Source organism: Companilactobacillus sp. (assembly GCF_022484265.1).
Classification (GTDB): domain Bacteria; phylum Bacillota; class Bacilli; order Lactobacillales; family Lactobacillaceae; genus Companilactobacillus.
This window is the reverse complement of record NZ_JAKVLR010000001.1, coordinates 2,300,428-2,323,755: the sequence shown is the minus strand read 5'-3', so window position 1 is coordinate 2,323,755 and position 23,328 is coordinate 2,300,428. Positions and strand designations below refer to the sequence as shown.

General features: G+C 38.1%; 23 protein-coding genes. 5 read left to right on the top strand and 18 right to left on the bottom strand.

Going from position 1 to position 23,328, the window contains the following annotated elements:
* Positions 1-85: 85 nt before the first annotated feature.
* Together LKF16_RS11075 and LKF16_RS11070 are read left to right on the top strand one after the other, a co-directional pair.
* Positions 86-793 carry an AzlC family ABC transporter permease gene (locus tag LKF16_RS11075; RefSeq protein WP_291471469.1) on the top strand — a complete coding sequence of 236 codons (708 nt, stop codon included), beginning with the start codon at positions 86-88 and terminating at the stop codon, positions 791-793.
* Positions 780-1,106, top strand: coding sequence for an AzlD domain-containing protein (locus LKF16_RS11070; protein ID WP_291471471.1), 327 nt, complete (start codon positions 780-782; stop codon positions 1,104-1,106). The genes LKF16_RS11075 and LKF16_RS11070 overlap by 14 nt, the downstream gene beginning before the upstream one ends.
* 33 nt (positions 1,107-1,139) lie before the next feature.
* Here the strand turns inward: LKF16_RS11070 and LKF16_RS11065 are convergent, their stop codons facing one another.
* Positions 1,140-1,565, bottom strand: coding sequence for a CopY/TcrY family copper transport repressor (locus LKF16_RS11065; protein ID WP_291471473.1), 426 nt, complete (start codon positions 1,563-1,565; stop codon positions 1,140-1,142).
* A 137-nt stretch (positions 1,566-1,702) separates the two neighbouring features.
* Between LKF16_RS11065 and LKF16_RS11060 the strand changes: the two genes are divergently transcribed.
* Positions 1,703-2,887: a CynX/NimT family MFS transporter gene (locus LKF16_RS11060; protein ID WP_291471475.1), complete on the top strand. Its 1,185-nt coding sequence runs from the start codon at positions 1,703-1,705 to the stop codon at positions 2,885-2,887.
* 182 nt (positions 2,888-3,069) lie between these two features.
* Here the strand turns inward: LKF16_RS11060 and LKF16_RS11055 are convergent, their stop codons facing one another.
* From LKF16_RS11055 to LKF16_RS10985, 15 genes are all read right to left on the bottom strand, one after another.
* A complete protein-coding gene (locus LKF16_RS11055) occupies positions 3,070-4,113 on the bottom strand; it encodes a hypothetical protein (protein WP_291471477.1) in 1,044 nt (347 codons plus the stop codon).
* A 253-nt stretch (positions 4,114-4,366) separates the two neighbouring features.
* Complete coding sequence (locus LKF16_RS11050; RefSeq protein WP_291471478.1) at positions 4,367-5,152, bottom strand: glucose-1-dehydrogenase; 786 nt, start codon at positions 5,150-5,152, stop codon at positions 4,367-4,369.
* A gap of 26 nt (positions 5,153-5,178) precedes the next feature.
* The gene (locus tag LKF16_RS11045) at positions 5,179-6,030 is read right to left on the bottom strand and encodes a GRP family sugar transporter (RefSeq protein ID WP_291471480.1); all 852 of its coding nucleotides are present in this window, start codon (positions 6,028-6,030) and stop codon (positions 5,179-5,181) included.
* 96 nt (positions 6,031-6,126) lie between these two features.
* A complete protein-coding gene (locus tag LKF16_RS11040) occupies positions 6,127-6,603 on the bottom strand; it encodes an NAD(P)H-binding protein (RefSeq protein ID WP_291471482.1) in 477 nt (158 codons plus the stop codon).
* A 72-nt stretch (positions 6,604-6,675) separates the two neighbouring features.
* The gene (locus tag LKF16_RS11035; RefSeq protein WP_291471483.1) at positions 6,676-7,626 is read right to left on the bottom strand and encodes an SMP-30/gluconolactonase/LRE family protein; all 951 of its coding nucleotides are present in this window, start codon (positions 7,624-7,626) and stop codon (positions 6,676-6,678) included.
* Between the two features lie 12 nt (positions 7,627-7,638).
* On the bottom strand, positions 7,639-8,433 hold the full coding sequence (locus LKF16_RS11030; RefSeq protein ID WP_291471485.1) for an SDR family NAD(P)-dependent oxidoreductase: 795 nt from the start codon (positions 8,431-8,433) through the stop codon (positions 7,639-7,641).
* A gap of 47 nt (positions 8,434-8,480) precedes the next feature.
* A complete protein-coding gene (locus LKF16_RS11025) occupies positions 8,481-8,912 on the bottom strand; it encodes a MarR family winged helix-turn-helix transcriptional regulator (RefSeq protein ID WP_291471487.1) in 432 nt (143 codons plus the stop codon).
* Positions 8,913-9,238: 326 nt separating this feature from the next.
* Complete coding sequence (locus tag LKF16_RS11020) at positions 9,239-9,847, bottom strand: SDR family oxidoreductase (protein ID WP_291471489.1); 609 nt, start codon at positions 9,845-9,847, stop codon at positions 9,239-9,241.
* Between the two features lie 26 nt (positions 9,848-9,873).
* Positions 9,874-10,794: an aldo/keto reductase gene (locus LKF16_RS11015; protein ID WP_291471490.1), complete on the bottom strand. Its 921-nt coding sequence runs from the start codon at positions 10,792-10,794 to the stop codon at positions 9,874-9,876.
* 138 nt (positions 10,795-10,932) lie between these two features.
* Entirely contained in the window at positions 10,933-12,234 is a 1,302-nt protein-coding gene (locus LKF16_RS11010; RefSeq protein ID WP_291471492.1) for an MFS transporter, read from the bottom strand.
* A gap of 18 nt (positions 12,235-12,252) precedes the next feature.
* The gene (leuD, locus tag LKF16_RS11005; protein WP_291471494.1) at positions 12,253-12,837 is read right to left on the bottom strand and encodes a 3-isopropylmalate dehydratase small subunit; all 585 of its coding nucleotides are present in this window, start codon (positions 12,835-12,837) and stop codon (positions 12,253-12,255) included.
* A gap of 1 nt (position 12,838) precedes the next feature.
* Positions 12,839-14,212, bottom strand: coding sequence for a 3-isopropylmalate dehydratase large subunit (leuC, locus tag LKF16_RS11000; RefSeq protein ID WP_291471496.1), 1,374 nt, complete (start codon positions 14,210-14,212; stop codon positions 12,839-12,841).
* A complete protein-coding gene (gene leuB, locus LKF16_RS10995) occupies positions 14,190-15,272 on the bottom strand; it encodes a 3-isopropylmalate dehydrogenase (protein ID WP_291471498.1) in 1,083 nt (360 codons plus the stop codon). The genes leuC and leuB overlap by 23 nt, the downstream gene beginning before the upstream one ends.
* On the bottom strand, positions 15,272-16,435 hold the full coding sequence (locus LKF16_RS10990; RefSeq protein ID WP_291471500.1) for a 2-isopropylmalate synthase: 1,164 nt from the start codon (positions 16,433-16,435) through the stop codon (positions 15,272-15,274). The genes leuB and LKF16_RS10990 overlap by 1 nt, the downstream gene beginning before the upstream one ends.
* 490 nt (positions 16,436-16,925) lie before the next feature.
* On the bottom strand, positions 16,926-18,104 hold the full coding sequence (locus tag LKF16_RS10985; RefSeq protein ID WP_291471501.1) for an ammonium transporter: 1,179 nt from the start codon (positions 18,102-18,104) through the stop codon (positions 16,926-16,928).
* 186 nt (positions 18,105-18,290) lie between these two features.
* On the opposite strand from LKF16_RS10985, the gene LKF16_RS10980 reads away from it, so the two are divergent.
* Entirely contained in the window at positions 18,291-19,478 is a 1,188-nt protein-coding gene (locus tag LKF16_RS10980) for a restriction endonuclease subunit S (protein ID WP_365893213.1), read from the top strand.
* Positions 19,479-19,565: 87 nt separating this feature from the next.
* Positions 19,566-20,492 (top strand): site-specific integrase, encoded by a 927-nt coding sequence (locus tag LKF16_RS10975; protein ID WP_291471503.1) that lies wholly within the window; start codon positions 19,566-19,568, stop codon positions 20,490-20,492.
* A 12-nt stretch (positions 20,493-20,504) separates the two neighbouring features.
* Here LKF16_RS10975 and LKF16_RS10970 read toward each other — a convergent pair whose 3' ends face one another.
* Positions 20,505-21,686: a restriction endonuclease subunit S gene (locus LKF16_RS10970; RefSeq protein WP_291471504.1), complete on the bottom strand. Its 1,182-nt coding sequence runs from the start codon at positions 21,684-21,686 to the stop codon at positions 20,505-20,507.
* Positions 21,679-23,328 (bottom strand): type I restriction-modification system subunit M, encoded by a 1,650-nt coding sequence (locus LKF16_RS10965; RefSeq protein ID WP_291471505.1) that lies wholly within the window; start codon positions 23,326-23,328, stop codon positions 21,679-21,681. The genes LKF16_RS10970 and LKF16_RS10965 overlap by 8 nt, the downstream gene beginning before the upstream one ends.

Sequence of the window (23,328 nt, the reverse complement as noted above, 5' to 3'; positions counted from 1 at the left end):
ATTATGGACAAATATTCAATATATTAAACAACTATATAATATATCGAACAAAGCTCAGATACAACCTTAAGGAGGTGCCACAATCATGGACGACCAACTAGATATCAGAACCGCCGTTAAAGATACCCTTCCGACTGTCTTCGGCTACATCGGAATCGGAATAGCCTTTGGCGTGGTCGGAAAAGCATCCGGCCTCAGTACCTTTATCGTTATTTTAACATCATTAATAACCTACGCCGGCTCAGCTCAATTCGTGCTAGTCGGAATGTTGGCATCCCACAGCCCGATGCTGACGATCATCTTCTCAGTCTTCTTAGTCAATTCAAGAATGATTTTGATGAGTACGACCGTGGCACGATATTTTAAAAAAGATTCATTACTCAAAAATATCTTGGTCGGAAGCCTGTTGACAGATGAAACTTTTGCTTTGAGTATGAGTAAACTTAATTATACCAATGGCAAACTAAATTTTGAATGGTTCAACACGTCTAACCTGATTGCCTACATCACTTGGGCTCTGTCGTCATTTATTGGCGCACTACTGGGCAATCTGATTACTGATCCGGAAAAATTTGGACTCGACTTTGCCTTAGTTGCGATGTTCATTGGATTGCTTTACTTGCAACTGATCAGCGACAAATCGATCAAATTCAACTTGCAGCTGATCATGATCGGTATCACCCTAGCATTGATTTATTTTGGACTTATCTTTATTCCTAGCAACATGTTGATTTTAGTAGTAACAATTATAGCTTGTGCGATTGGAGTGATCTTAAAACATGCCTTCTTTTAACTTTATCATCCTGACTATTTTAGGATCAGGAATCGTAACTTGGCTTTCACGTATTTTGCCATTTTGGATCTTACGTAAAGTTAAACTTTCACCGCGAGTAGTGGAATTCCTCAGTTTTGTACCAATCGTAATCATGTCAGCACTTTGGTTCGAAAACTTATTCCATCAACACTTAGGACAATTACCAAGCGTTGACATGCCAAACTTTTTAGCAACGTTACCTACCGTAGTTAGTGCCATTATCAGTAAAAATTTATTAGTGATCGTCATCGTCGGAATCATTTCGTTGGCTGTGGTCAGACTAGTAATATAAAAAATCTCCTCTAATTTTATTAGGGGAGATTTTTTAGCAATCGCAGCCGTCTGGTAAACAATTGCATTTAATTTCAGCGACCGGCGACTTTTTATCAAGTGCCTCTTTAATACTATCAATATCGTCTTGGGTCAATTCCGACTCATCGATCAATGAAGTTATCGCGGTACCGATTTTACGTGCACACAACTGGTCAAAAAACTGTTTAGTAGTTAACTCGATCGTATCGGTTTCTTGAAGTTTGGCAGAGTAAATAAATTTATTGCCTTCTTTTTCAAATTTGATGGCATCCTTATCAAGCAAACGACGCAACAAAGTTTTGATGGTGGCTGACTTCCAACCCATCGATTCGCCTAAAATGTCGGTCAATTCACGCGACGTTGCGGTGCCTAGAGTCCAGATCACTCGCATGATGCGCCATTCAGCTGTCGTAATATTTATGTCTTTAACGTTATCCATTGGCTTACCTCTACAAATCCGTTAATAATAGTTTAGACCAAATAAGCCAAAACACAAGTTCAACAAAAATAGCAATGGTTTTTCTATCATGACATTTGTCATATAATGAAATTATTGTTGTAGAGGGGGATTATTATTTGAAAACTAAAAACCAAAGCTGGTTTATTATCAGTATGATGCTGATTGCGGCCAACCTTCGTTTGCCGATCACTATCATTCCGCCATTATTGAAATCAATTGAAAAAAATCTGGGCGTGCCTGGATCCTTAATGGGACTAGTCACCTCGATTCCATTGATTGCTTTTGCAGTTTTTTCACCAATTATCGTTAAGATCGCAAAAAAATTTGGTAACGAATTGACTGTCTTCTTATTCTTTATTATTTTGATTGTCGGTAGTTACTTGAGAATAATCCCAAGTATTTGGGCATTATTCATCGGTACCACTCTTGTCGGCATTGGTATCGACAGTGGAAACGTCTTAGTTCCAGCTATGATCAAGGATCACTTACCAACTAAGATTCCATTAGGCACTGGGTTATACACCCTTTCAATGTTGCTCATTGGTGCCATTGGAACAGCCCTTTCAGGAATTTTCATTACCAAGATCAGCCTTGGTTCAACCCTGGCTATTTTGTCAGCATTGAGTATCGTTGCCTTGATCGTTTGGATTCCTAATCTCCGTTCTAATACTAAAGATACCGTGAGTTCTGATGAAGAGGAGTCAGTTCCAAATTATCGAACAGTTTGGAACCAATCAGTCGGTTGGCTGATCACAGTTTACTTTGGACTTCAGTCACTAGTCTATTATTCACTGCTAACATGGGTACCTTCAGTGATCGAAAGTCATGGTGTTTCAACTGTGGTCTCCAGTAATATTTTGACGTTGCTGCAACTGAGTGGATTGCCTTGCTCATTCATTGTGCCAATGTTTGCCTCAAAAGTTAATGGTCGTAGATTCTTGAGCACGTTCTTGATCATCGGTTATGTCTTAGGACCAATGTTATTCCTACTCGATATCAAGACGACTTGGATTCTCGTCATCATTTCATTCTTGACTGGATTCGGCTCAGGTATCGCCTTTAATGAAGCTATCTATTACTTCACGAACAAGACCACCAATCCTTACCAAACAGCCGAAGTATCCGGAATGGCCCAGTCCGCTGGTTACTTGTTAGCAGCTTTTGGACCTGTCCTATTCGGCTTTTTACACGAATTGGTCAATTCTTGGTCAGTCACAATGATCATCATGTCGATACTATCAGTCGTGCTAGTCGTTTCCGGCATCATTATCAATCACCACGAACCAATCGCCGAACACTAGTCAAACTCCAATGGCAGGTCACGTTTTGGCAACGAGAATTTCGTCTCGATCTGCTTTAAACTTTTGACTGCAAGTTCTGGATGATACGAGTGCCAAGGAACGCTGGTCTTAGCCTTAATAGTTTCGACAATAAATGAAACGTCTGACTTATTAGCATGCGAGCAGGCCGAAAAATCAATATACTAAAAGTTTAATTTTTTCAAGGAATCTTGCAAAAATTCGAAGTCGCGGTTCTCGCTGATTTTTGGAAAGCCGTTGCTGTGTAAATAAATACCTGCTTTAAAATTTTGTAAAAACTTGATTTGATCATAACTATTTTGGAGTACGTATCTTCGTGGATGGTCGATCAAATCTGAAACCTTAACAACCTCAAATTTTTTGGAGGTTGTTTTTTTGTGGTCTGATTCAACCACAGCCAATTTGATTTCTGGATACATTTGATCAACAACTTCTGCGTAGGATGGTTCACAGACTAATTTTCTTCCTAAAGAATCCGCAGTCTTGTGGATCATCGCTAAACGTTCGGGGTTGCAGCAATCAGTATTTACTACGACCAAATCTCGACGTTGTTTCAACAAATCAGAAAATTGGACCTGCAACCCACTTTCGCTAGTTTCAAAAAGTCGACATTCATCAGAAAAACTATACGCGGTCGCATCAAATACTAAGAGGTCCAGCTGAGCTTGATGGAATCTTCTGATCCAGTGGTAGACGCGTTCTTTATGAGGTCCATTCAAGCGGACATCACCGACAAATCCGAATTTATGTTTTCCGTCCGAAATCAACAAAACTTGACTGCCAACAACGCCACAGTCACTCGGATATCCATGAATTAAGAGATCACCAATTTTTAAATCTGTTGGCATCAGTTTGATATTTAAATCGATTGGTTGAAATAAGCCATTTTGGACCAAGCTGCGATAAAGTTTGAATCCCTCTGCAGAAACGTAAATTTCGATATTATTCTTTAAATAAACCGCCGCTGTTAAATTCTCAACGTTTACCTGCGTTAAAACTATTGCCTCGTATTTAAATGCAGACTTTTGTGCGGTAAATAATTCCGGCAATCTCGGCAATAGATGCGAGTCGATCAAATTGTTAGCAGTATCCGACTTGAACCCACCAACCATGCCAAAATCAATGATCACCCGCGAAGTCTTCGACTCAATCGAAGCAATATTTCCATGAATTTCATGCGAACCATTTAAAAATTTAACAGTGGTCATCCCGGTCTCCATTATTCGTATTATGTTGATAATATCGTTATTTTTATTATTAATTTTGGTGTCATTTTATTTATTCACGAATATTAATGCTCATTCAGATATATTTAATATGTATTATGACGTAAACGAGTACCATTGACAACTGATATTATTCTCAGAAAAGCAAAAAAAAGGCCTTATGTCTGAAATAAAGTCTTTAAAAGTGTCTATTCAGTTTTTTAATAGCGTAGTAAATCTACATGCCACAAATTTCTTAACCTTGACCGTCTTTAAATGCTGGATATAATGTCATACCGCCATCGATGAACAATGTGATACCAGTTACGTAACTTGATTCATCAGAGGCTAACCAAGCTGCACCAGCTGCGACTTCTTCAGGTTTACCAATTCGATCCATTGGAACCACGGAAACAGTTTGATCATATTGTTCCTTATCTGCAAATTTCTTGGCGTTGATTGGCGTGTTAATAGCACCTGGTCCAATTGCATTTACGCGAATGCCATCTTTAGCATATTCCATCGCGATCGTCTTAGTGAACATCTTTACTCCACCCTTGGCAGCAGCGTAACTTGAGAATGTTGGCCAAGGAATTTGCTCGTGAACTGATGACATGTTAATTATATTGCCCTTTTTATTCTGACTCTTAAAATATTTCAAGGCTGTTGTAGATCCTAAGAAGACCCCAGTTTGATCAATTGAAATAACTTTGTTCCAATCCTCTAGCGACAATTCATGTGTTGGTGATTTTGTTTCCATACCAGCATTATTTACCCAGACATCTAAGTCTCCGAAGTTATCAAGGGCGGCCTTTAATAATGCAGAATTTCCTTCTTCTGTTGATACATTGGCCTGGACGATAACAGCTTTTCCACCGTTCTTTTTAACTTTGTCAGCAGCTGCTTGGGCACCCTTGTCATCACTATTGTAATTAATAACGACTGACATATGTTCTTTGCCAAAGCGCTCTGAAATTGCAGTTCCAATTCCTTTTGAACCACCTGTAATAACTGCTACTCTATTATTTAAATCTTCATACATGTTAGTATTCCTCCAAAAACTTTATTTTAAAAAATGGTTGTAACTACTGCTCCAGCAACTATTAAAATTAATCCAATAATTGTTAGTCGTAGTTCATGTCTACTCTTTGATTCGTGCAAGAAGACCATTCCGCCAATTGTGGAAATGACAACTGACAATTGAGAAACTACAAAGGCTGAATTTACGCCATTATCTTTAACGGACAAAATATATGCGACGGCTGCAATTGAAAAAATAAATCCCGCTATTAAACTTTGCCAACTTGCTTTTTCCTTTAATACTCTCGGCTGTCTCGTAAAGATAATGTAGATCAAAACTGCAATCACCATTCCAATAGACTCTGGTAAAAAGATTGCTAATCCAGATGATGTCATGGCTCGTGGAATCGAATTATAAACTAGAAATCCAATTGTCGTTAAGATCAACATGACCAAAGTTCCAGTTTGTTTGTTTCCTGATGCTTTTTTGTCCTTCTTAGCAGTGAGTGAAACTCCAATAATCAGTAAAATGATTCCGATCACACCGAAAATTTTGGCATTTGCTGTGCCCCACTCTCCGAAAATCAAAACTCCAATCAGAGCAGTACCAATTAGTTGCAATCCAGTTGAAATCGGCATTGTTTGCGATACTCCGATTGATTGATAAGCATTATATTGTCCAAGTTGTCCAATGATCCAAAAGCCACCTGCTAAGGCAGCCAAAATAAAACTGATAATTGAGATATTGGGTCTAATAATTAAAAATACGATGATGCTGACAATCAATGTTCCAGTGGCGGTACCAAAGATCTGATTGATTGGTTTTCCGTCAATTCGGGCAACAGCCAGGGGCAATACTCCCCAAGCAATAGCCGGTAATAGCATTAAAACTATATTCATACGTTTTTGTCTCTTTTCCATCTCATCGGCAATAAATATTGTACTCAAATTGGCAATTTTAAAGACATGAGAAAAATTCTATTTTACAAAATAGATTTATTCTGAAATAAGTTGAATAACCTGATCAGCAACCACATCTGATGAAGTTGCCTTTAACCCTTCAGCTTGATTGCTGGTTAGTTGTGGCTGTATTTCAGTATGGTCGATGCCAAACCTGTTTAATAAATGAATTGATTCATTAAGGCTATCAGTTTTTTTGGAAGTATTAAGAAGTATCAAACGGTTATTTCTGGATTGATCCATTGCCACAATAATACTTTTAGTTTCCGCACCCATATCAATACCGTGGATATCGGCGAAAATGATATCTGCTGATTTCATAGCTTTGGTCAATGCCTGAGTTTTTAATACATTTCCATCAATCGCGGTGATGCGTTCATTATCTTGATATTTCTCGACCATCTTTTTATTGCCTAAATAGAGAATCAATTTTAGTTGCGTTCTTTTTAAAATTTGTTCAATTAGAACTTCTTCAATGCTTGATCCTGAAGCGATAATCATTAATGTGCTCATGCGATTAATTTACCTTCCATTCTTAAATACAATATTTTCAACATCTGAGATATACTTCGAAAATCAAAAATATTAACTAAACTGCAAACCTAGATTTGCCTTGGCGTAGACATCAGTTTCATATATCTTGCACTCACCAGTATTAGGATCAGAGGCACAGAAGAAACCTTGATTAGTAAATGGTCTAATTGCCATATGCGTTGACTTAGCCATTTTCCCTTGTTCACGTCCAGGAATCAGAACTTGTCCGATTGGGAAACCGTTTTGATTAAAAATCAGATATCTTGCTTGGCCACACATTGCTACATACAAATTTCCATCGGCATCAATAGTTGCTGAATCGGGGCCATCTGCTCCGGTAAAAGTATATGGAGTCAATGAATTATATGGTTGAATGCTGTGACCATCTTCAGCCAAATTGAAACGATATAATTTACCATCGCCAAAATCGGTTATCCAAAGTATTTTTTCATCTGGAGACAATGCAACTCCGTTAGTGGCGACCATGCCTGAATCTACGACTGAATGAACTGTTTCTAGATCAGGTTCAACATAAAAGACTCCTGCTGTTCTCTTGTTGTGAGTGCCAGCTAGATCCGTAAAGAAAAAGCCACCTTTTTTATCAAACACAAGATCGTCGATACTTTTGGTCGTTCCAACGAATAGTTTCTTTAGTACGGTTCCTTCATTTGATAAAACAAGTACCATGCTACCTTCATCAGAACCAGAACATGCCACATAGATATTGCCATTTGAATGAACATTGATGCCAGTTGGAAAGGCATGATCAGGTAGAGTAGCAAACAAACTGACAGCTTTTGTTTGAACATTGACTAAATATATTTTTGATTGAAAGGTGTTGCAGACAAATAAGTTGTCCTTATCCTTAAACCAAAGTCCTTCAAGAAAATTCATTCCGGTTGACTCGCTAGGAATAGTTGCAAATTCTGTTGCCGTCACCGTATCTAAATTTTTCTCATTGTCTGGTATAGGAAAATATTTATTTTGTTCGCTATATTTCATGAAAAGTTCCTCCTAATAATCCAATTTGATATTATGGTCACTTAAAAATTCATCAAACTTGCTTCCGATAACTTTCTCGCCGGTAATATTTTGTGCATCTTTGGAAGCCAAGAATAAAATTGGTCTATTCAAAACTGTTGGCTCTAAGATAGGCATGTTGTTCTTTTTAAAGAACTCGATCATATCCGGTGTTGCCAATGGTGTTCTAGTAAATCCACCGGGACAGATAACATTAACCATCACGCCTTGATCTTGTAATTCTTTAGATAAAACGTCACTCATTGCTTCTCCAGCAGATTTTGATGGACCATAAGGAACCATACCTTTACGCGTCATCGTTTCAGTACTTGTAGATGTATAAATAATTTGTCCCTTACCTTGCTTGATCATCATCGGTGCAAATGCCTTGGAAACTAAGAAGTATCCTAATACGTTAGTATCAAAAATCAGGTTAAAGGCACTAGTTGGTATGTCAAAGAATTGACCAGATTTGCGGTATTCCTCCAATCCTTTGATGTTGCCACCAACGCCGGCGTTATTAATCAATAAATCTAGATGATCGAATTTTTCTTGATACCAATCAGACGCCTTAGAAATTGATTCTTCATCAGTCACGTCCATTTGAATTGCATAAACATCATTTTCTTCGGAATTGAGTGTTTCATATGCCTTATCCAACTTTTCTTTATTCCGGGCTGCAATAACTACGGTTGCTCCATGAGACAATAAAGTCTTTGTCATTTCATATCCCATACCACTTGAACCACCTGTGATTAAAACGTTATATCCATTTAAATTAATACTCATAATTGATTATCTCCTTTTTGTTTGCCGGCAAACTATATATGTAAAAACTATTTTGACAGTTCCTTTTCTAATTTTTCATACATTCGATCAAATGCTTCAAAATCTTCAGTTGAAAGCACGTCATTAAAAAATTGATCCAGGTTTGAAGCTGCCTTTACATCGGCTTGATATAAAGCTCTTCCCGTATCAGTTAAGAACAAAAGTTTATAACGAGCATCTTCAGAAAAAGGCTTTTGAGAAACATATCCTTTTTTGGTTAAAAGCTTGATCATTTTAGAAGCTGTTGCTCGATTAACTGATAAAGCACGTTCAATGTCCTTTTGAAAAACATTGCTGTCTTGATGAGTTTCCAAATATTCTAATACTGAGAAGCTCGAATACGAAATCGTTTCGACGCCACTTTGTGCAAACACTTGACTGACCTTCTTATTGATCAGTTGTTCGAGTCGTTTAGTTTTTTTGCTAAAACCTTTATACATTTGTTTATCCTTTTCATATTAGTTTGCCTACGAACTATTATGAAATAGAAAAATCAATTTGTCAAATGTAATTTGAATTGATTCAAGAATCAACGGTTTAAACAAGTACTAACATTGGAATATTAGATTCAAAAATCGTACATAGCACATTAATAGTTTGCCTAGAAACTATTATGCTACCATCAAAATAAAATGTCAAATACAAATTTATGTTTTCAATCTATATTTACATCCCGCAAACTAAACCCTGCGAATCCCAATAAAAAGAGCCTCATATCGTTAAGTATTTTCCTAACCAGTACGAGACTCTTAATTTTAAAATTATATTAATTATTCAACTTTACGTTATCAATATCATCGATCTTCAATGTGACGTTTTCTTTAGCGTTATCAACCGCATCCAAAGCTGATTTAACGACCATGTTTACTGGCAAGCTGCGATGTGGTTCGTTACTGTCCACCGCATCGTCATCTGTTGTCATAGTTGCTGGTCTAACGATAACGCTTCTGAATTTACGTCCTTTGATATCTTCTTCAGCATCACGTTTTGTTTGAATATAACGTGGATTAGCTCCAGGAATATCATCAGCTGAAATATAAACCATGACCGGAATCTTTTGTTTTGCAACTTCCTTGGCAATATTTACGGCACTTTGATAGTTAACTTTTTCAAATGTTAGATTTTCGTTACTTTGCTCTTGGTACTCGCCAATCGTATCAATAACGACATCGGCGTCTTTCAAATAATTGGTCCAAAAACCAGTTGATAAGGCATTACCGACTTTCCAGTCGACCTTATTCATCCAGGAGTCATTACCTAATGGTTCACCAGTTCTTGAGATACTGACGACTGAATCGCCTCTTTGAATCAATTGTTTTGCAAACTCACCGCCAACAAATCCGTTGGCACCAAAAATAACAAATTTCTTAGCCATATTATTCTTCCTTTCCAAACACGTGATTAAGCAAATTCAGAAAATGCTTCATCAATTGCATGGTATGAACTGTTTCGAATCTCGACATCCAAAGCTTTTGCATTTTGGTCGACTTGTTCAGGAATTCTTGCTCCAGGAATAACGATTGAAATATCAGGGTTCTTCATATACCATGCCAAAACCACTTGGGCATCAGTTGAGTTAGTTGCTTGAGCAACCTTATGAACGACACCCAAGGCGTCCATGATATCAGAAAATTGTTCCTTACTAAATTGATCGAATTTCTTAGCATCGCCAGAATTGTACTTACCTGTTAACAAACCTGATGCCAGTGGGAAATAAGGTACAAACGAGATCTTGTTTTTTCTCAAGTAAGGAAATAGCTTGGTCTCAGCTTCACGGTGAACCAAACTGTAATTGTCTTCAACAATATCAACTAAGCCGTCTTTGTTAGCTTCCTTGATCTGATCTAATGAGAAGTTCGATAAACCAATCGCCTTGATCTTTCCGGCTTTTTTCAACTCGTTTAAAGCTGCGACAGCTTCGTCTTTTGGAGTATTCTCGTCAGGAAAATGAATATAAAAAATATCAATATAGTCAGTCTTTAGGCGCTTCAAAGCATCATCAACAGCCTTCTTCAAAAATTCGGGACTGTTGTCGATTGCATTATCCTTCTCAGGATTTTGAGCAGCTTTAGTAGCAATGACTAGTTTGCTGCGATCGTAGTTTTGAATAACATCGCCAATGATCTCTTCTGAACGACCTTCGCCGTACATGTATGCAGTATCCAAAGTTGTAATACCCTTGTCGATGGCTTCCTTTACAACAGCATAGCCATCTTCATCTTTGAGATTCTTAAAAATATTATGTCCGCCAACTTTGTTAGTTCCCAGACCAATTTTTTTACTAGTAACATCTGTATTTCCTATTTTAATTAAATTATCCATACGGCTACCTCCAAAAATTAATTTTCTTGATATCTGTCTTTATACTAGCTCATTTTTAGAAAAATAAATAAGAATTTGTTCAAAAAATAAATTTGTAATTGTACCGCGTAAAAACAAAAGCAGCCTAATGGCTGCTTTTTAAGATATATCTTTCTGATTGGTCTCATCTCCTAAGAACCAAACGACTGCACCGGCGAATAATGCAATTGCACTGATGATCCAGAAGATCACATTGGCACTCGTAACTGACAAAAGCCAAGCTACAGCTATCGGCATTGCGACGGTGAATAATTTGGCGATTCCGTTGGCAATACCAGATCCTCTAAATCTGAACTTGGTTGGGAATAATTCTGCCACGTATACAGCAACCACGCTAGCCATTAAGATATAAAAACATGTTGTCAGTAAGAATCCCATGATGACTACACCTTGCATCGATGACTGTTGGGCATACATCATTCCGAAAACGGCCGTTAAAAAGAATGCTGGGACAATCGTTAATTTGCGACCGATCTTGTCGATCAGATAAGCACCAATTGCACATCCGACTGGAGCACCTAACATCATTAAAGTCGATAGTCCAAGCGAATTTCCGATGTTGATATGGCGTTGAACTAATAAGGTTGGTACCCAAGAAGTAAAGGTATATTGGCAAATTATAGTTGCTGAAACTGCTACGGTAGCAACGAATAAACTGACGGCAAATGAATGATGGACTTTTTCATGTGGCTTGTTGCTGGCTTTGAATTCTTTGGCATTTGAACTGCCGTTGACTTCTAGTTTCTCAATAATAGTCTGAGCTTCTTTTTCTCGACCATGAGCAATCAGCCAACGTGGCGATTCTGGGATATCGCGTCGTAAATACCACAGAATAGCAGCAACAATTCCGATGCCAAAGAACATCGGACGCCAGCCGAATCTGGGAATAATAGCGGTACAAAGTAGCATCGTGATTGGCGCACCACAGTTTGCGATCAATGATGCAGATGCGCACCACTTACCTCTTGAGTGCACTGGAGCGAACTCGTTGACCATCGAATATCCAGTGACGATCTCAGATCCTAAGCCGATACTGGCCATTAAACGACAGAAGATCAAGAAGTACATGTTGGGAGCGAATGCCCCGAGGAATGTAAAAGAGCCAAATAATAGTAGATTGATTTGATAAGCGACACGCCGACCCTTTAGGTCACCGATAAATCCGGCAATCAATGAACCGATGAATAAGCCTAAAAATCCACTGGATAGAAAGTATGAATTTTGTTGGATCGTCGACCAACCGCTTTTCAAAGTCGAACTTGCGACAGCACTGGCCATGTAGACGTCAGCAGCATCCAAGATCATCCCGCCAGATACCAGAGCAAACACCTTGTAAAAAAGCGGCGACTCGTGCGTCTTGTCTAATCGTATTTGTAACTGATTTCCTTCTTGAACTTCCATGATTACTACCCCCAAAGCCTAATTAAAATTAGGCATCTTCTCTTCAAATGCTTTGATCTGGTCTTCATATCCCATCGTGATGGCAATGTCATCCAAACCGTTGATAAATTTGTGTTTCCAAAGTGGATCAATGTCAAAGTCAAAACTGTAATCTTTGTATCTAACTTGTTGATTAGGCAGGTCGACAGTGATCTTTTCGTCAGCTGGAATGTTGGCTAAAATCTTGCGTTCATCTTCGGGCAAGATAATGGCGAGCAAGCCATTTTTAGTACTGTTCATGTAAAAAATATCGCTGTAGCCACCGGCAATGACGACCTTGAATCCATAATCTTTCAATGCCCAAACAGCATGTTCACGAGATGAACCACAACCAAAGTTGTCGCCAGTGATCAAAATGCTGGCACCCTTTCGATCGGCATCATTCAAAATAAAATCGGGATTGGGCTTGCCACCTGGTAAATAGCGCCAATCGAAAAAGAGGTCGCGACCGTAACCAGTTTTTAAAATATTTTTCAAAAATTGTTTTGGGATCAGTTGGTCGGTATCAATGTTTTCTTTCATAATTGGAACAGTCGTGTCCGTGATCGTTGTGATTGCTTTCATCTTAAATTGCTTCCTTTCTAATATCGATAAAGTGGCCGTGGATTGCTGCGGCTGCCACCATGGCTGGACTTGCTAAATGAGTTCTGGAACCAGCGCCTTGGCGACCTTCAAAATTACGGTTAGAAGTCGATGCGCAGTGAACGCCAGCAGGAACTCGATCAGGGTTCATACCCAAACAAGCTGAGCATCCAGGTTCACGCCATTCACAACCCGCATCTTTAAAAATTTTATCTATCCCAAGCTTTTCAGCTGCTTCCTTGATCTGTCGAGATCCAGGAACAACTAATGCGGTGACGCCATCAGCGATGTGGTGACCCTTCATCGCATTTGCGGCAATCTTCAAGTCGGATAGACGGCCGTTGGTACAAGACCCAAAGAAGGCAAATCTGATTGGAATTTCTGGAGCAGTTTCACCAGGTTCAAGCCCAACGTACTCGTAAGCTTTTTTATCATCATCATTTTTGATTTCTGGAAATGGCTTGTCGACTGGTACAGCCATTCCGGGATTAGTCCCCCAAGAAACGAATGGAGCCATCTCGGCAGCGTCGAATTCAATTACCTTATCAAAGGCAGACTCGTCGTCAGTGTAAAATTGTTTCCAATATTCAACCGCTTCGTCAAATTTTTTCGGAGCGTACTTGCGACCCTGTACATAATCAAAAGTAGTCTGATCAGGTTGGACGTTACCCATCTTCGCACCACCTTCAATGGCCATGTTGCAAAGAGTCATCCGTTCTTCCATGCTCATATTGCGGATCGTGTCGCCATAAAACTCAACTGAATAACCTGTTCCAAAGGCCACGCCTTCGCGAGCGATAATACCCATGATGATGTCTTTTGCGTAAACTCCTTTAGGAAGTTTTCCGTGAACATGAATTCCCATTGTCTTAGGTTTGGTTTGCCAAATCGTTTGAGTGGCTAAAACGTGTTCAACTTCACTAGTACCGATACCAAAGGCAATCGAACCAAAGGCTCCGTGAGTGGCAGTGTGCGAATCGCCACAGACGATGATCATCCCTGGTTGAGTCAATCCAAGTTGTGGTCCGATAACGTGGACAATACCTTGGTCTTCTGAACCCATGCCAGCTAGTCGAACGCCAAATTCATCAGCGTTTTCTTGCAATGTCTCGATCTGTTTTCTGGAAATTGCATCCTTGATGTTAAAAATATCAACTGTCGGTACATTGTGATCCATCGTGGCAAAATTGCGGTCAGGACGTCTAACTTTACGATTATTTTCTCTGAGGCCTTCAAACGCCTGTGGTGAAGTAACTTCGTGCAATAGCTGTAGATCTACGTACATTAGTTGAGGTTCGCCAGGTTCTCCGGCAATAACATGTTGGTTCCAAATTTTATCGAACATTGTTTGTGACATATGTCTCACTACTTTCTGTAATTGTTTTAATAATTTCGTCCGTCACGACATCGGTTGAGTTGTGACCACCCAAGTCAGGAGTCATGACCTTGTCAGCAATCGTTTGGTCGATTGCATCGTTGATCTGTTTAGCCATATCAGGACGATCAAAGGAATTTTCCAGCATCATTGCGACTGATTTGATCATGGAGATTGGATCTGCGATTCCGAGTCCTGCAATGTCAGGAGCTGAACCATGGATCGGTTCGTATAAGGCTGGACCAGAATTTCCCATGCTCATTGAAGGAATCGTTCCCAATGAACCAGTAATCTCGGCTGATTCGTCGCTTAAGATATCGCCAAAAAGATTTTCAGTTAAGATGACGTCGAATTTTTCAGGTTCGGAGACGATCTTCATCGCCATGGCATCAACGTAACTGTTGTCGTAAGTGACCTCTGGATAATCCTTGGCAACGTCAGACACGATCTCTCGCCAAAACTTGCTAGTAGCTAACACGTTGGCCTTGTCGACCATGGTGACGTGCTTTTTACGTCTCATTGCCATATCGAAGGCAACCTTAGCAACTCTTCTTATTTCATCAGCTGTGTAACGCATCGTGTCATAAGCTTCGTCAGCTGTCTTATTACGTGGCGTTCCAAAATAGATTCCACTAGTCAATTCGCGAACGATCACGAAGTCGACGTCATCTTTAACTTTGATTGGTGAATAAGGCTTCATTGCTTTTGTGATCACAGTCGGGCGAATGTTGCTGAACAGATTCAATTCCTTGCGGATCTCGAGCAACCCTGCCTCTGGCCTTTTCTTAGCGTTGTCCCACTTTGGTCCGCCGATAGCAGATAGCAAAACCGCATCGCTTTGTTGGCAAGTTTTTAACGTCTCAGCTGGCAATGGATCGCCGGTTTTGTCGATCGCTTCGCCTCCAAATGGAACAGATTCAATCTCGTATTCAAAATCATTTTTTTGACTAACAGCTTCTAAAACTTTTAGTCCGGCATGCATAATTTCTGGTCCGATATAATCGCCTTGTAAAACAGCAATTTTCTTAGTTTGACTACTCATTAGGCAATCACCTCGTTAACTTTTTTCATAATTTCTCTAAGTTGAGCTTCGGATACGATCGCCGTGTTGTCAGCGACATTCTTGAATCTTGGGAAGATTCTCTTCATATCTTCACGATCAACTTTGTATCCCATCTGATTAAGTTTTTGCATCACGGCGTGTGAACCTGAAAGCTTGCCTAGAGGTAAGGTCGTCTTGTTGGCACCGACTACTTCTGGAGTTAAAATTTCGTAAGTTTGGGGATTCTTTAACATACCGTCTTGATGGATGCCTGATTCATGAGCAAAAGCGTTCGCACCAACGACTGCCTTGTTATGAGGAACCGGCATTTCTGAAAAGTGGCTGATCATGTCGCTAGTTTTCTTAGTTTCTGACATGTCGATATCGTTAGTAGCATCGTAGTAATCTTTTCTGACGTACATTGCGGCTGCAACTTCTTCAAGAGCTGCATTACCAGCACGTTCTCCGATTCCGTTGATGGTACCTTCGATTCTGGTAGCACCACTCTTTATCGACTGAAGGCTGTTGGCAACTGCCATACCTAAGTCGTCGTGGCAGTGAACGGAAAATGTGATCTCATCAAACATTGGAATATTTTCACGTAAGTTATCGAATAATTTGGCAAATTCTTCAGGGTTGGTATAGCCGACCGTATCAGGAATGTTGATGACCGTGGCACCAGCGTCAATAGCTGCTTGAATCGATTCAACTAAGAAATCCGGTTCAGTTCTGGTAGCATCCTCAGGTGAAAATTCCACGATGTCAAAAAATTGATGTGCGTAGCTAACGCTGTCGGTGATGGCGTCGATCACTTGTTCTTTATTCATGTTGAGTTTGTCGTGACGATGAATCGGACTAGTTGCGATAAACACATGAATTTGTTTATTAGCTGCATCTTTAGTGGCTTCAACACAGGCATCGATGTCACCTTTTCGGGCTCTAGCTAAACCAGTTACTTGAGCTTTCTTAACTGCTTTGGCGACGGCTGAAACTGCTTCGAAATCTCCTTTTGATGCGACTGGGAAACCGGCTTCGATTACATCCACGCCCCAATTCTCTAATTGTTTAGCAATGGCAACTTTTTCTTCAATGCTGAAGTTAACGCCAATTGTTTGTTCTCCATCTCTTAAGGTTGTGTCGAAAAATTGAATTTTTTTACTCATGATTGGATCCTCCATTTGTCTTCTTTCTATTTTTTTAAAGCAGTTACTAAATCGGCCGTGGCCGATTTAATATGTTGCCCTACTATTTGCTTCGCAAATGATAGGGCAATAAAAAAACACCTCATTGTTGATTACAATGAGGTGTCGAAAAATCCATTCTTCGTCGAGCCCCATTGTCTAACGCAAAATAGGACTCGACATAAAATTGTCAGAGTCCTGGCTAGAGCAACAAGGCTAGAAAGAAGGTTACAGAGTTGTTAGATTTATTTTGTTTGGCATTTACTTGTGCTTTATTAAACATACGATGTAACCTCCTTATCTTTGATGTCATTTATACTAGCACCACACTTTTTAATATTCAACCATTAATTTTAATTTATATAATTAATGATATATAGCAAAAAACTCACAGTTACCGTTATAGCAACGCTGTAAGCTTTTTTCAAAAAATTAATATTTTTAATTTAAATTAGAATTTTAAGTGTGATATTTAAGTAAGGTCTAATGGAGCATCGATACCAACATCATTCTTGAAACATTTTCTAATTAAATAGACTAATAGTCCCGAGATCACGGAAACGAAGACGACCGTAAATATTACGCCGACAAATTGGATGCCAAGTAGCTTAAAGCCACCGCCGTAAAACAAGCCATTCATTGGTACTTGGTTGTCGACTGTGTTGTTAGCAAAGAGACCAACGCAAAGCGAACCAACGATACCACCTACTCCATGACTGCCAAAAATATCTAAGTAATCATTGAGATGAAGCTTATACTTGATCACGTTCATGAAATAAAAACTGCACATAGCCGAGATGACGCCAATAAACAACGCACCGATCATCGAAACATAGCCAGCACCGGGAGTTATCCCGACCAACCCAACGATACTACCAGTACAAGCACCATTTACGCTGACACGAGTTTTGAACATTTTTTCCATAATCACCCAGGCAATCAAGGCTGCACAGGCAGCGACCGTCGTCGTAAAGAACGCATCGATAGCTTGCGTCCCAACGTGTAAAGCGGAACCGGCGTTGAATCCATACCAGCCGATCCACAAGAGCATTGTTCCCATTAAGATCCACATGGGATTGCCCTTTTCATTTTCGTTATTGTACTGATACGGTTTTCGCAAAGTAATTGCTAAGATCATTGCCGTAATACCAGCATTGATATGAATAACCGTCCCACCAGCAAAGTCGAGGACACCTAATCTAGCTAAAAATCCGTTGCCCGCCCAGACCATGTGAGCCATCGGATAATAAACTAATAACGACCAGAAAATTACAAATAGCGCGATAAATTTAATTCGAGCACGACTAGCAACTGCCCCTAAAAACAGTGCCGGTGTTAGAATTGCAAACATCATTTGGAACAATAAATAGACCGCAGTTGGAAGACCAGTCTGTTGATACTCAGCATGTAAGTTGATTCCTTCTAAAAACAGATGGTGGAGATCAACACCCAACCCAATATTACTGTTCTCAAATGTGACTGGAAAACCGATAATAATCCACATCAATCCGGCTATACCAAACATTAAGAATGAATTAAAGATAATCCGAGTAACATCCCTTTTTGGTACGAAACCACTGTAAAAAATAGCGATCCCAGGTACCATGATCCAGACCAACATAGTTGATAAGAGCATAAACACAACGTTCATAATCATCACATTCTTTTCGTTTGGAATTTTTAAATTATTAGTTGAATATTTTATACCCATTTATTTGATTTGTATACCAATTTTTTAATATTTTTCTAATAAACTTTGAATAGACATAATATTATAAATACAAAATTCCAATCCGTTTGATGGGATTGGAATGATATTAATATTTAGTATTATTGAATAATTAATTATTATGAATATAACTTTAGTTGTTCCCAAACTGCAATCGCTTGGGAACAGCATGAGCTTCGAGACATAGGATCGGCGTACTCAGGACTTAGTGGAAAATCAAAACAAGATTTTAATCACGGAGATGCCAAATTTATCACATATTTAGATGTGTTTCAAAATACATTTTCAAAAATTGAACGCACTGAAAAAATTGAAATAGATCATAAACAAAATTTAGTCAAATATGGAGATGCTTTATTCACAATATCCTCGGAAACACCTAATGAGGTTGGAATGTCTTCGGTTTGGCTGCACAATGATAGTAATATTTATCTGAATAGTTTTTGCTTTGGCGTTCATCTTGAATATCCTATTAACCCAATTTTTTTGGGGTTTAATCTCAGAACGCCTCATGTTCGGAAACAGTTTATTTTTCTCGCTCAAGGAATATCACGATTCAATATTTCTAAGAAGAAAGCTCTGGAAATATCAATTTACTTCCCATCAAATAATGAACAAAGGGAAATTGGCAAAATATTGACAACATTAGAATCTATTTTAGTGCTTTATCAAGATAAACTTAATTTAACTGTTAAACTTCGAAATACAATTTTCCATCAGCTTTTTCCGAATAAACGTCGTGAAAAGACTAATCTTTCATTTAAAAATTGTGAGAGTAACTGGCACTTGTTTAGGTTAGGTGATTTATGTACTAACTATGACAACTTAAGAGTTCCAATCACAACCTCTAAACGCATCCCAGGGAAAACACCTTACTATGGCGCAAATGGAATTCAGGATTTCGTACATGGATATACTCATAAGGGGCCATTTGTATTAATTGCTGAGGACGGTGCCAATGACTTGAAAGATTATCCAGTAAGGTATGTGGATGGCTGCTTTTGGGCAAATAATCATGTTCACGTTCTTCAAGCTGATGAAAATACGGTTAAAAATAAATTTTTAATGTATGCAATCAAATCTATTTACATCGAACCTTTTTTGGTAGGGGGGAGTCGTTCAAAATTAAACGGATCTGTCCTGATGGATTTGAAATTACCCATACCATCGCTTAAATTTCAAAATAAAACTATTGATTTATTATCGTCAATGGATTCTGAAATTGATGAATTTGTATATAAAATCAAAAAATTAAATAATTTGAAATCAACTCTATTACAAAAAATGTTCATATAAGCGTATCGTTTAATAAAAATTGAAAACTTCCAGATAATAAAAATTGGTATTTACCACAATATCAAAAATTATTTGGAGGTTTTTTGTATGCGTAGAAGTAAAAGCAACATTCTTTTTTACAAATATTACGAGGAATGGATAGAGCTGTATAAGGTTAATGCCATTAGAAATGTCACATTGGAAAAGTATTACATGACTCTAAAATGGATAACCAAGCTTGCACCTGAGTTGAAGCTATGTGATCTAAACAGAAGAGCGTACCAAACATTGATGAATGATTATGCAGTCAGTCATGAAAAACAAACGACGCAAGATTTTCATCATCAAGTCAAGAGTGCGGTTATGGATGCTGTCGATGAAGGATTAATTAAGCAGAATCCAACTCGAAAAATTGTTATTAAGGGTAAAAAGCCTGCTAAGAAGAAACCTAAATTTTTAAGCCAATATGAAGTTCAACAGTTGATAAGACAACTCAATTTATCTGATCAACTCAATTGGGACTGGTATATTCTGCTGGTCGTGAAAACTGGGATGCGTTTTGCGGAAGCCTTAGCGTTGACTCCAGATGATTTCGATTTTTCCAAACAACTTATCTCTGTAAATAAAACTTGGAACTATCGATTGACTACGGGAGGGTTTCAACCAACAAAAAATCCTTCATCAGTGAGAAAAATTCAAATTGATTGGCAACTTGCCATGCAATTTTCTCAAATGATGAAGGATTTACCTAACGACAAACCAATATTTGTTCACGGACGAATATTTAATTCTACTGTTAATAAGAGACTGGAGTCAGTTTGCCATGCCGCCAATATTCCAGTCATAACTGTTCATGGCCTACGCCATACCCATGCTTCGTTGTTGCTATTCGGTGGAGTTTCAATAGCTAGCGTTGCAAAAAGATTGGGACATGCCAACATGACAACAACTCAGGACACATATCTGCATATCATACAAGAATTGGAGACACGAGATAATGATAAAATTATGCGAGAAATGGCAGTTCTAATGTGATTTTTAAATTAGTTAAACAAACATTGATCTTAAAAGAAAAGATTTTACCTGTGTTATTTGCTGAAGTTGTTTCTGATACTTCTGAACCAAATCATCCATCTCCAATAAAACTAAACCTATTCTTCTTTGTTCTGAGAAAGATGGTAATAATGTTGGAAATTTCAGAAAGTCCTTTGCTACAAGATTGGTCATCATTGTTGACTTTGTTGTTACCCTACTTAAAACAGGTCCCATAATTCGTTCGTCACTGATTCTGTAATTCCAAAAATTTATATCGTGATTGTCTGGATTTAGAGGCCTATAAACATCAAATACATGCGATACAATTCCATCACCAATGATATTCTCTTTAAATCTCCCATGTGAATAGTATTTACTTTTGTTTCCTTCAAACGCTATATCCTTTATTCTGAAAACATTATACGTTCGCATATAATCTGCGGTTGGCTTCTTATTTTCATTTTTGAAATACATATTTGCAACTGAGATTATATCGTTTTCGGAAAAGTCCATATTATTTTTTTCGTTAACTTTTTTATAAATATCTCCAAACTTTACTTGTTCCCAATCATCATTAAAACCTGTAAATCTGATTTTCGGTGATTTTTCGGAATCAACTGTAAAAACTCTTTGTAATAAAGCTTTTTTTAGATTGGTATAAAGCTCTAACTTCCGTTGATAAAGTGTTATAGAATTTTCAAGTTTGTTTATCAAGTTTCCAATGTTTTTTTGTTCGTCAGCATTCGTTGGTATTCGGTATTGTGATTTGGAAACCAACTTCCAATCTGATCTTGGCATTTTTGTACCGGTAGATAAATTCGCATTGGATTGAAATCTCTCACTTTGTATTAAATAATAATCAAATAAGTAGTTTGTTTTGACGGGTTTTAGGACCCAAAAGTCACCGATTGCAACGCCTCTAAAGGATGGTATTAACCAATTTTTTAAATAGGGACGTAATTTTCCAAATAAAATGTCATTTTGTTGAAACAAAATACCTTTTCGTTCGGTAATATTTAACTTTGGAGCTCCATTCATGATTCCCAAACCAGGAACTATATCTTCATATTCAATCTTGAATAAATTTTTATCGTTTGATGTTGCAGATTTTCTTCTAACCAGTGAATCGAATGAACGTTGTTCCCAATCATCAGTAAATCCTTTAAACCGCACCTTTGGGACACGTTTATCCATTATGATTCACCTCATCATTCAACATATTGATGAAATCATTAAGATCATTTTGAATTTTTTCATCCGAAGAAGTGAGCTCTTTCATCATTGAAAGTAGCTCCTTTTTATTTTCTTCAATTTTTTTATTATTTTCTTTTATATTTTTTGTTAATTCTCCCAAATCAATTTCTGGCTCAGGTTCGAATGTGTCCACGTATCGAGGAATATTAAGATTAAAATCATTCTCATTTATTTCATCAATTGTTGCCACATGAGCGTATTTATCAACATCCTTACGCTCTTTATAAGTATCAATTATCTTGTTGATATCACCGTCACGTAAGATATTTTGATTTTTGCCTTTTTCAAAATTGCTGCTAGCGTCAATAAATAAAACATCTTTGTTAGTCTTATTCTTCTTCAATACCATAACAACCGTTGGAATTCCTGTTGAGTAGAACAATCCCGCTGGCAAACCAATTACGGCATCAATTTGATTTTTTCCTAACAATGCACGACGGATTTTCTCTTCCTTAGCACCACGGAATAAAACACCATGTGGAAGAACAATCGCCATGGTTCCTCGATTGCTTAAATGATATAAACCATGTAGTAAAAACGCATAATCAGCTTTAGTTTTTGGAGCCAGACCTCCATAATCCTTAAAACGAGCATCTTTCATCTTATTATCGTTATTGTCCCAACGAGCAGAATAAGGAGGGTTTGCGACAACCATATCAAAGTTTCTTGGATGATCGATTCCTTGTGCATCAACTCCATCTGGCCAGTCGGATTCCAAAGTATCAGCATTACGCAAATCCATGTTCATATATGAAACGTCATGCATCATCAAATTCATTCTGGCCAAGTTATAAGTTGTCGTATTCAACTCCTGACCATAATAAAATAATCGGCGATCTTTGATTTGTTCTTGCACTGTTAACAATAGTGACCCTGATCCACAAGCAAAATCGTAAACACTTGGCTTATCTTCGTCAGAGTCCAATCCAATAGCTACCAATTTTGCTAAGACTTCGGACACTTGGTGAGGTGTATAGAATTCTCCAGCTTTTTTACCAGAGTTCCCAGCAAATTGAGCAATTAAATATTCATAAATATCACCTAGAATGTCATGTCCATCATCATCTTTGTATTCGACTTCGTCGACCAAATTGACAATTTCAGTCAAAGCTTTAGCACGTGCGGCAGTTGTTTGACCCAAACGAGAATTTCCTAAATTCATATCTGCAAAAACGCCGTGAAAATCTTGTTTGGCATGGGTATTCAAGTCAACGTTATGGTTAAAATCATCCAACATATCTTGAAAGTCAGACGGTGCAATCGAGTTGTTATTAACCTTATCAACAATAGTTTGCCAAGTATATTGTGGAGCAATCGCATAACCTAATGAGTCGGCTAATTCTTCAAGATAATCATTAAGATCATCCCCACCGGCCTGTTCAATATATGCGTCATTGATACTTTGACCCTCTTCAACCTGGATAAGATCATTTTGAACCATTCTTTCAGCTTGATGTTCTGATAAATAACGATAGAACATAAATCCTAGAATGTAGTTACGATATTCACTGGCATCCATGTTACTTCGTAATTTATTAGCCATCTCCCAAATTTGACTAGTTATTTCTTGTGCTTTACTCAT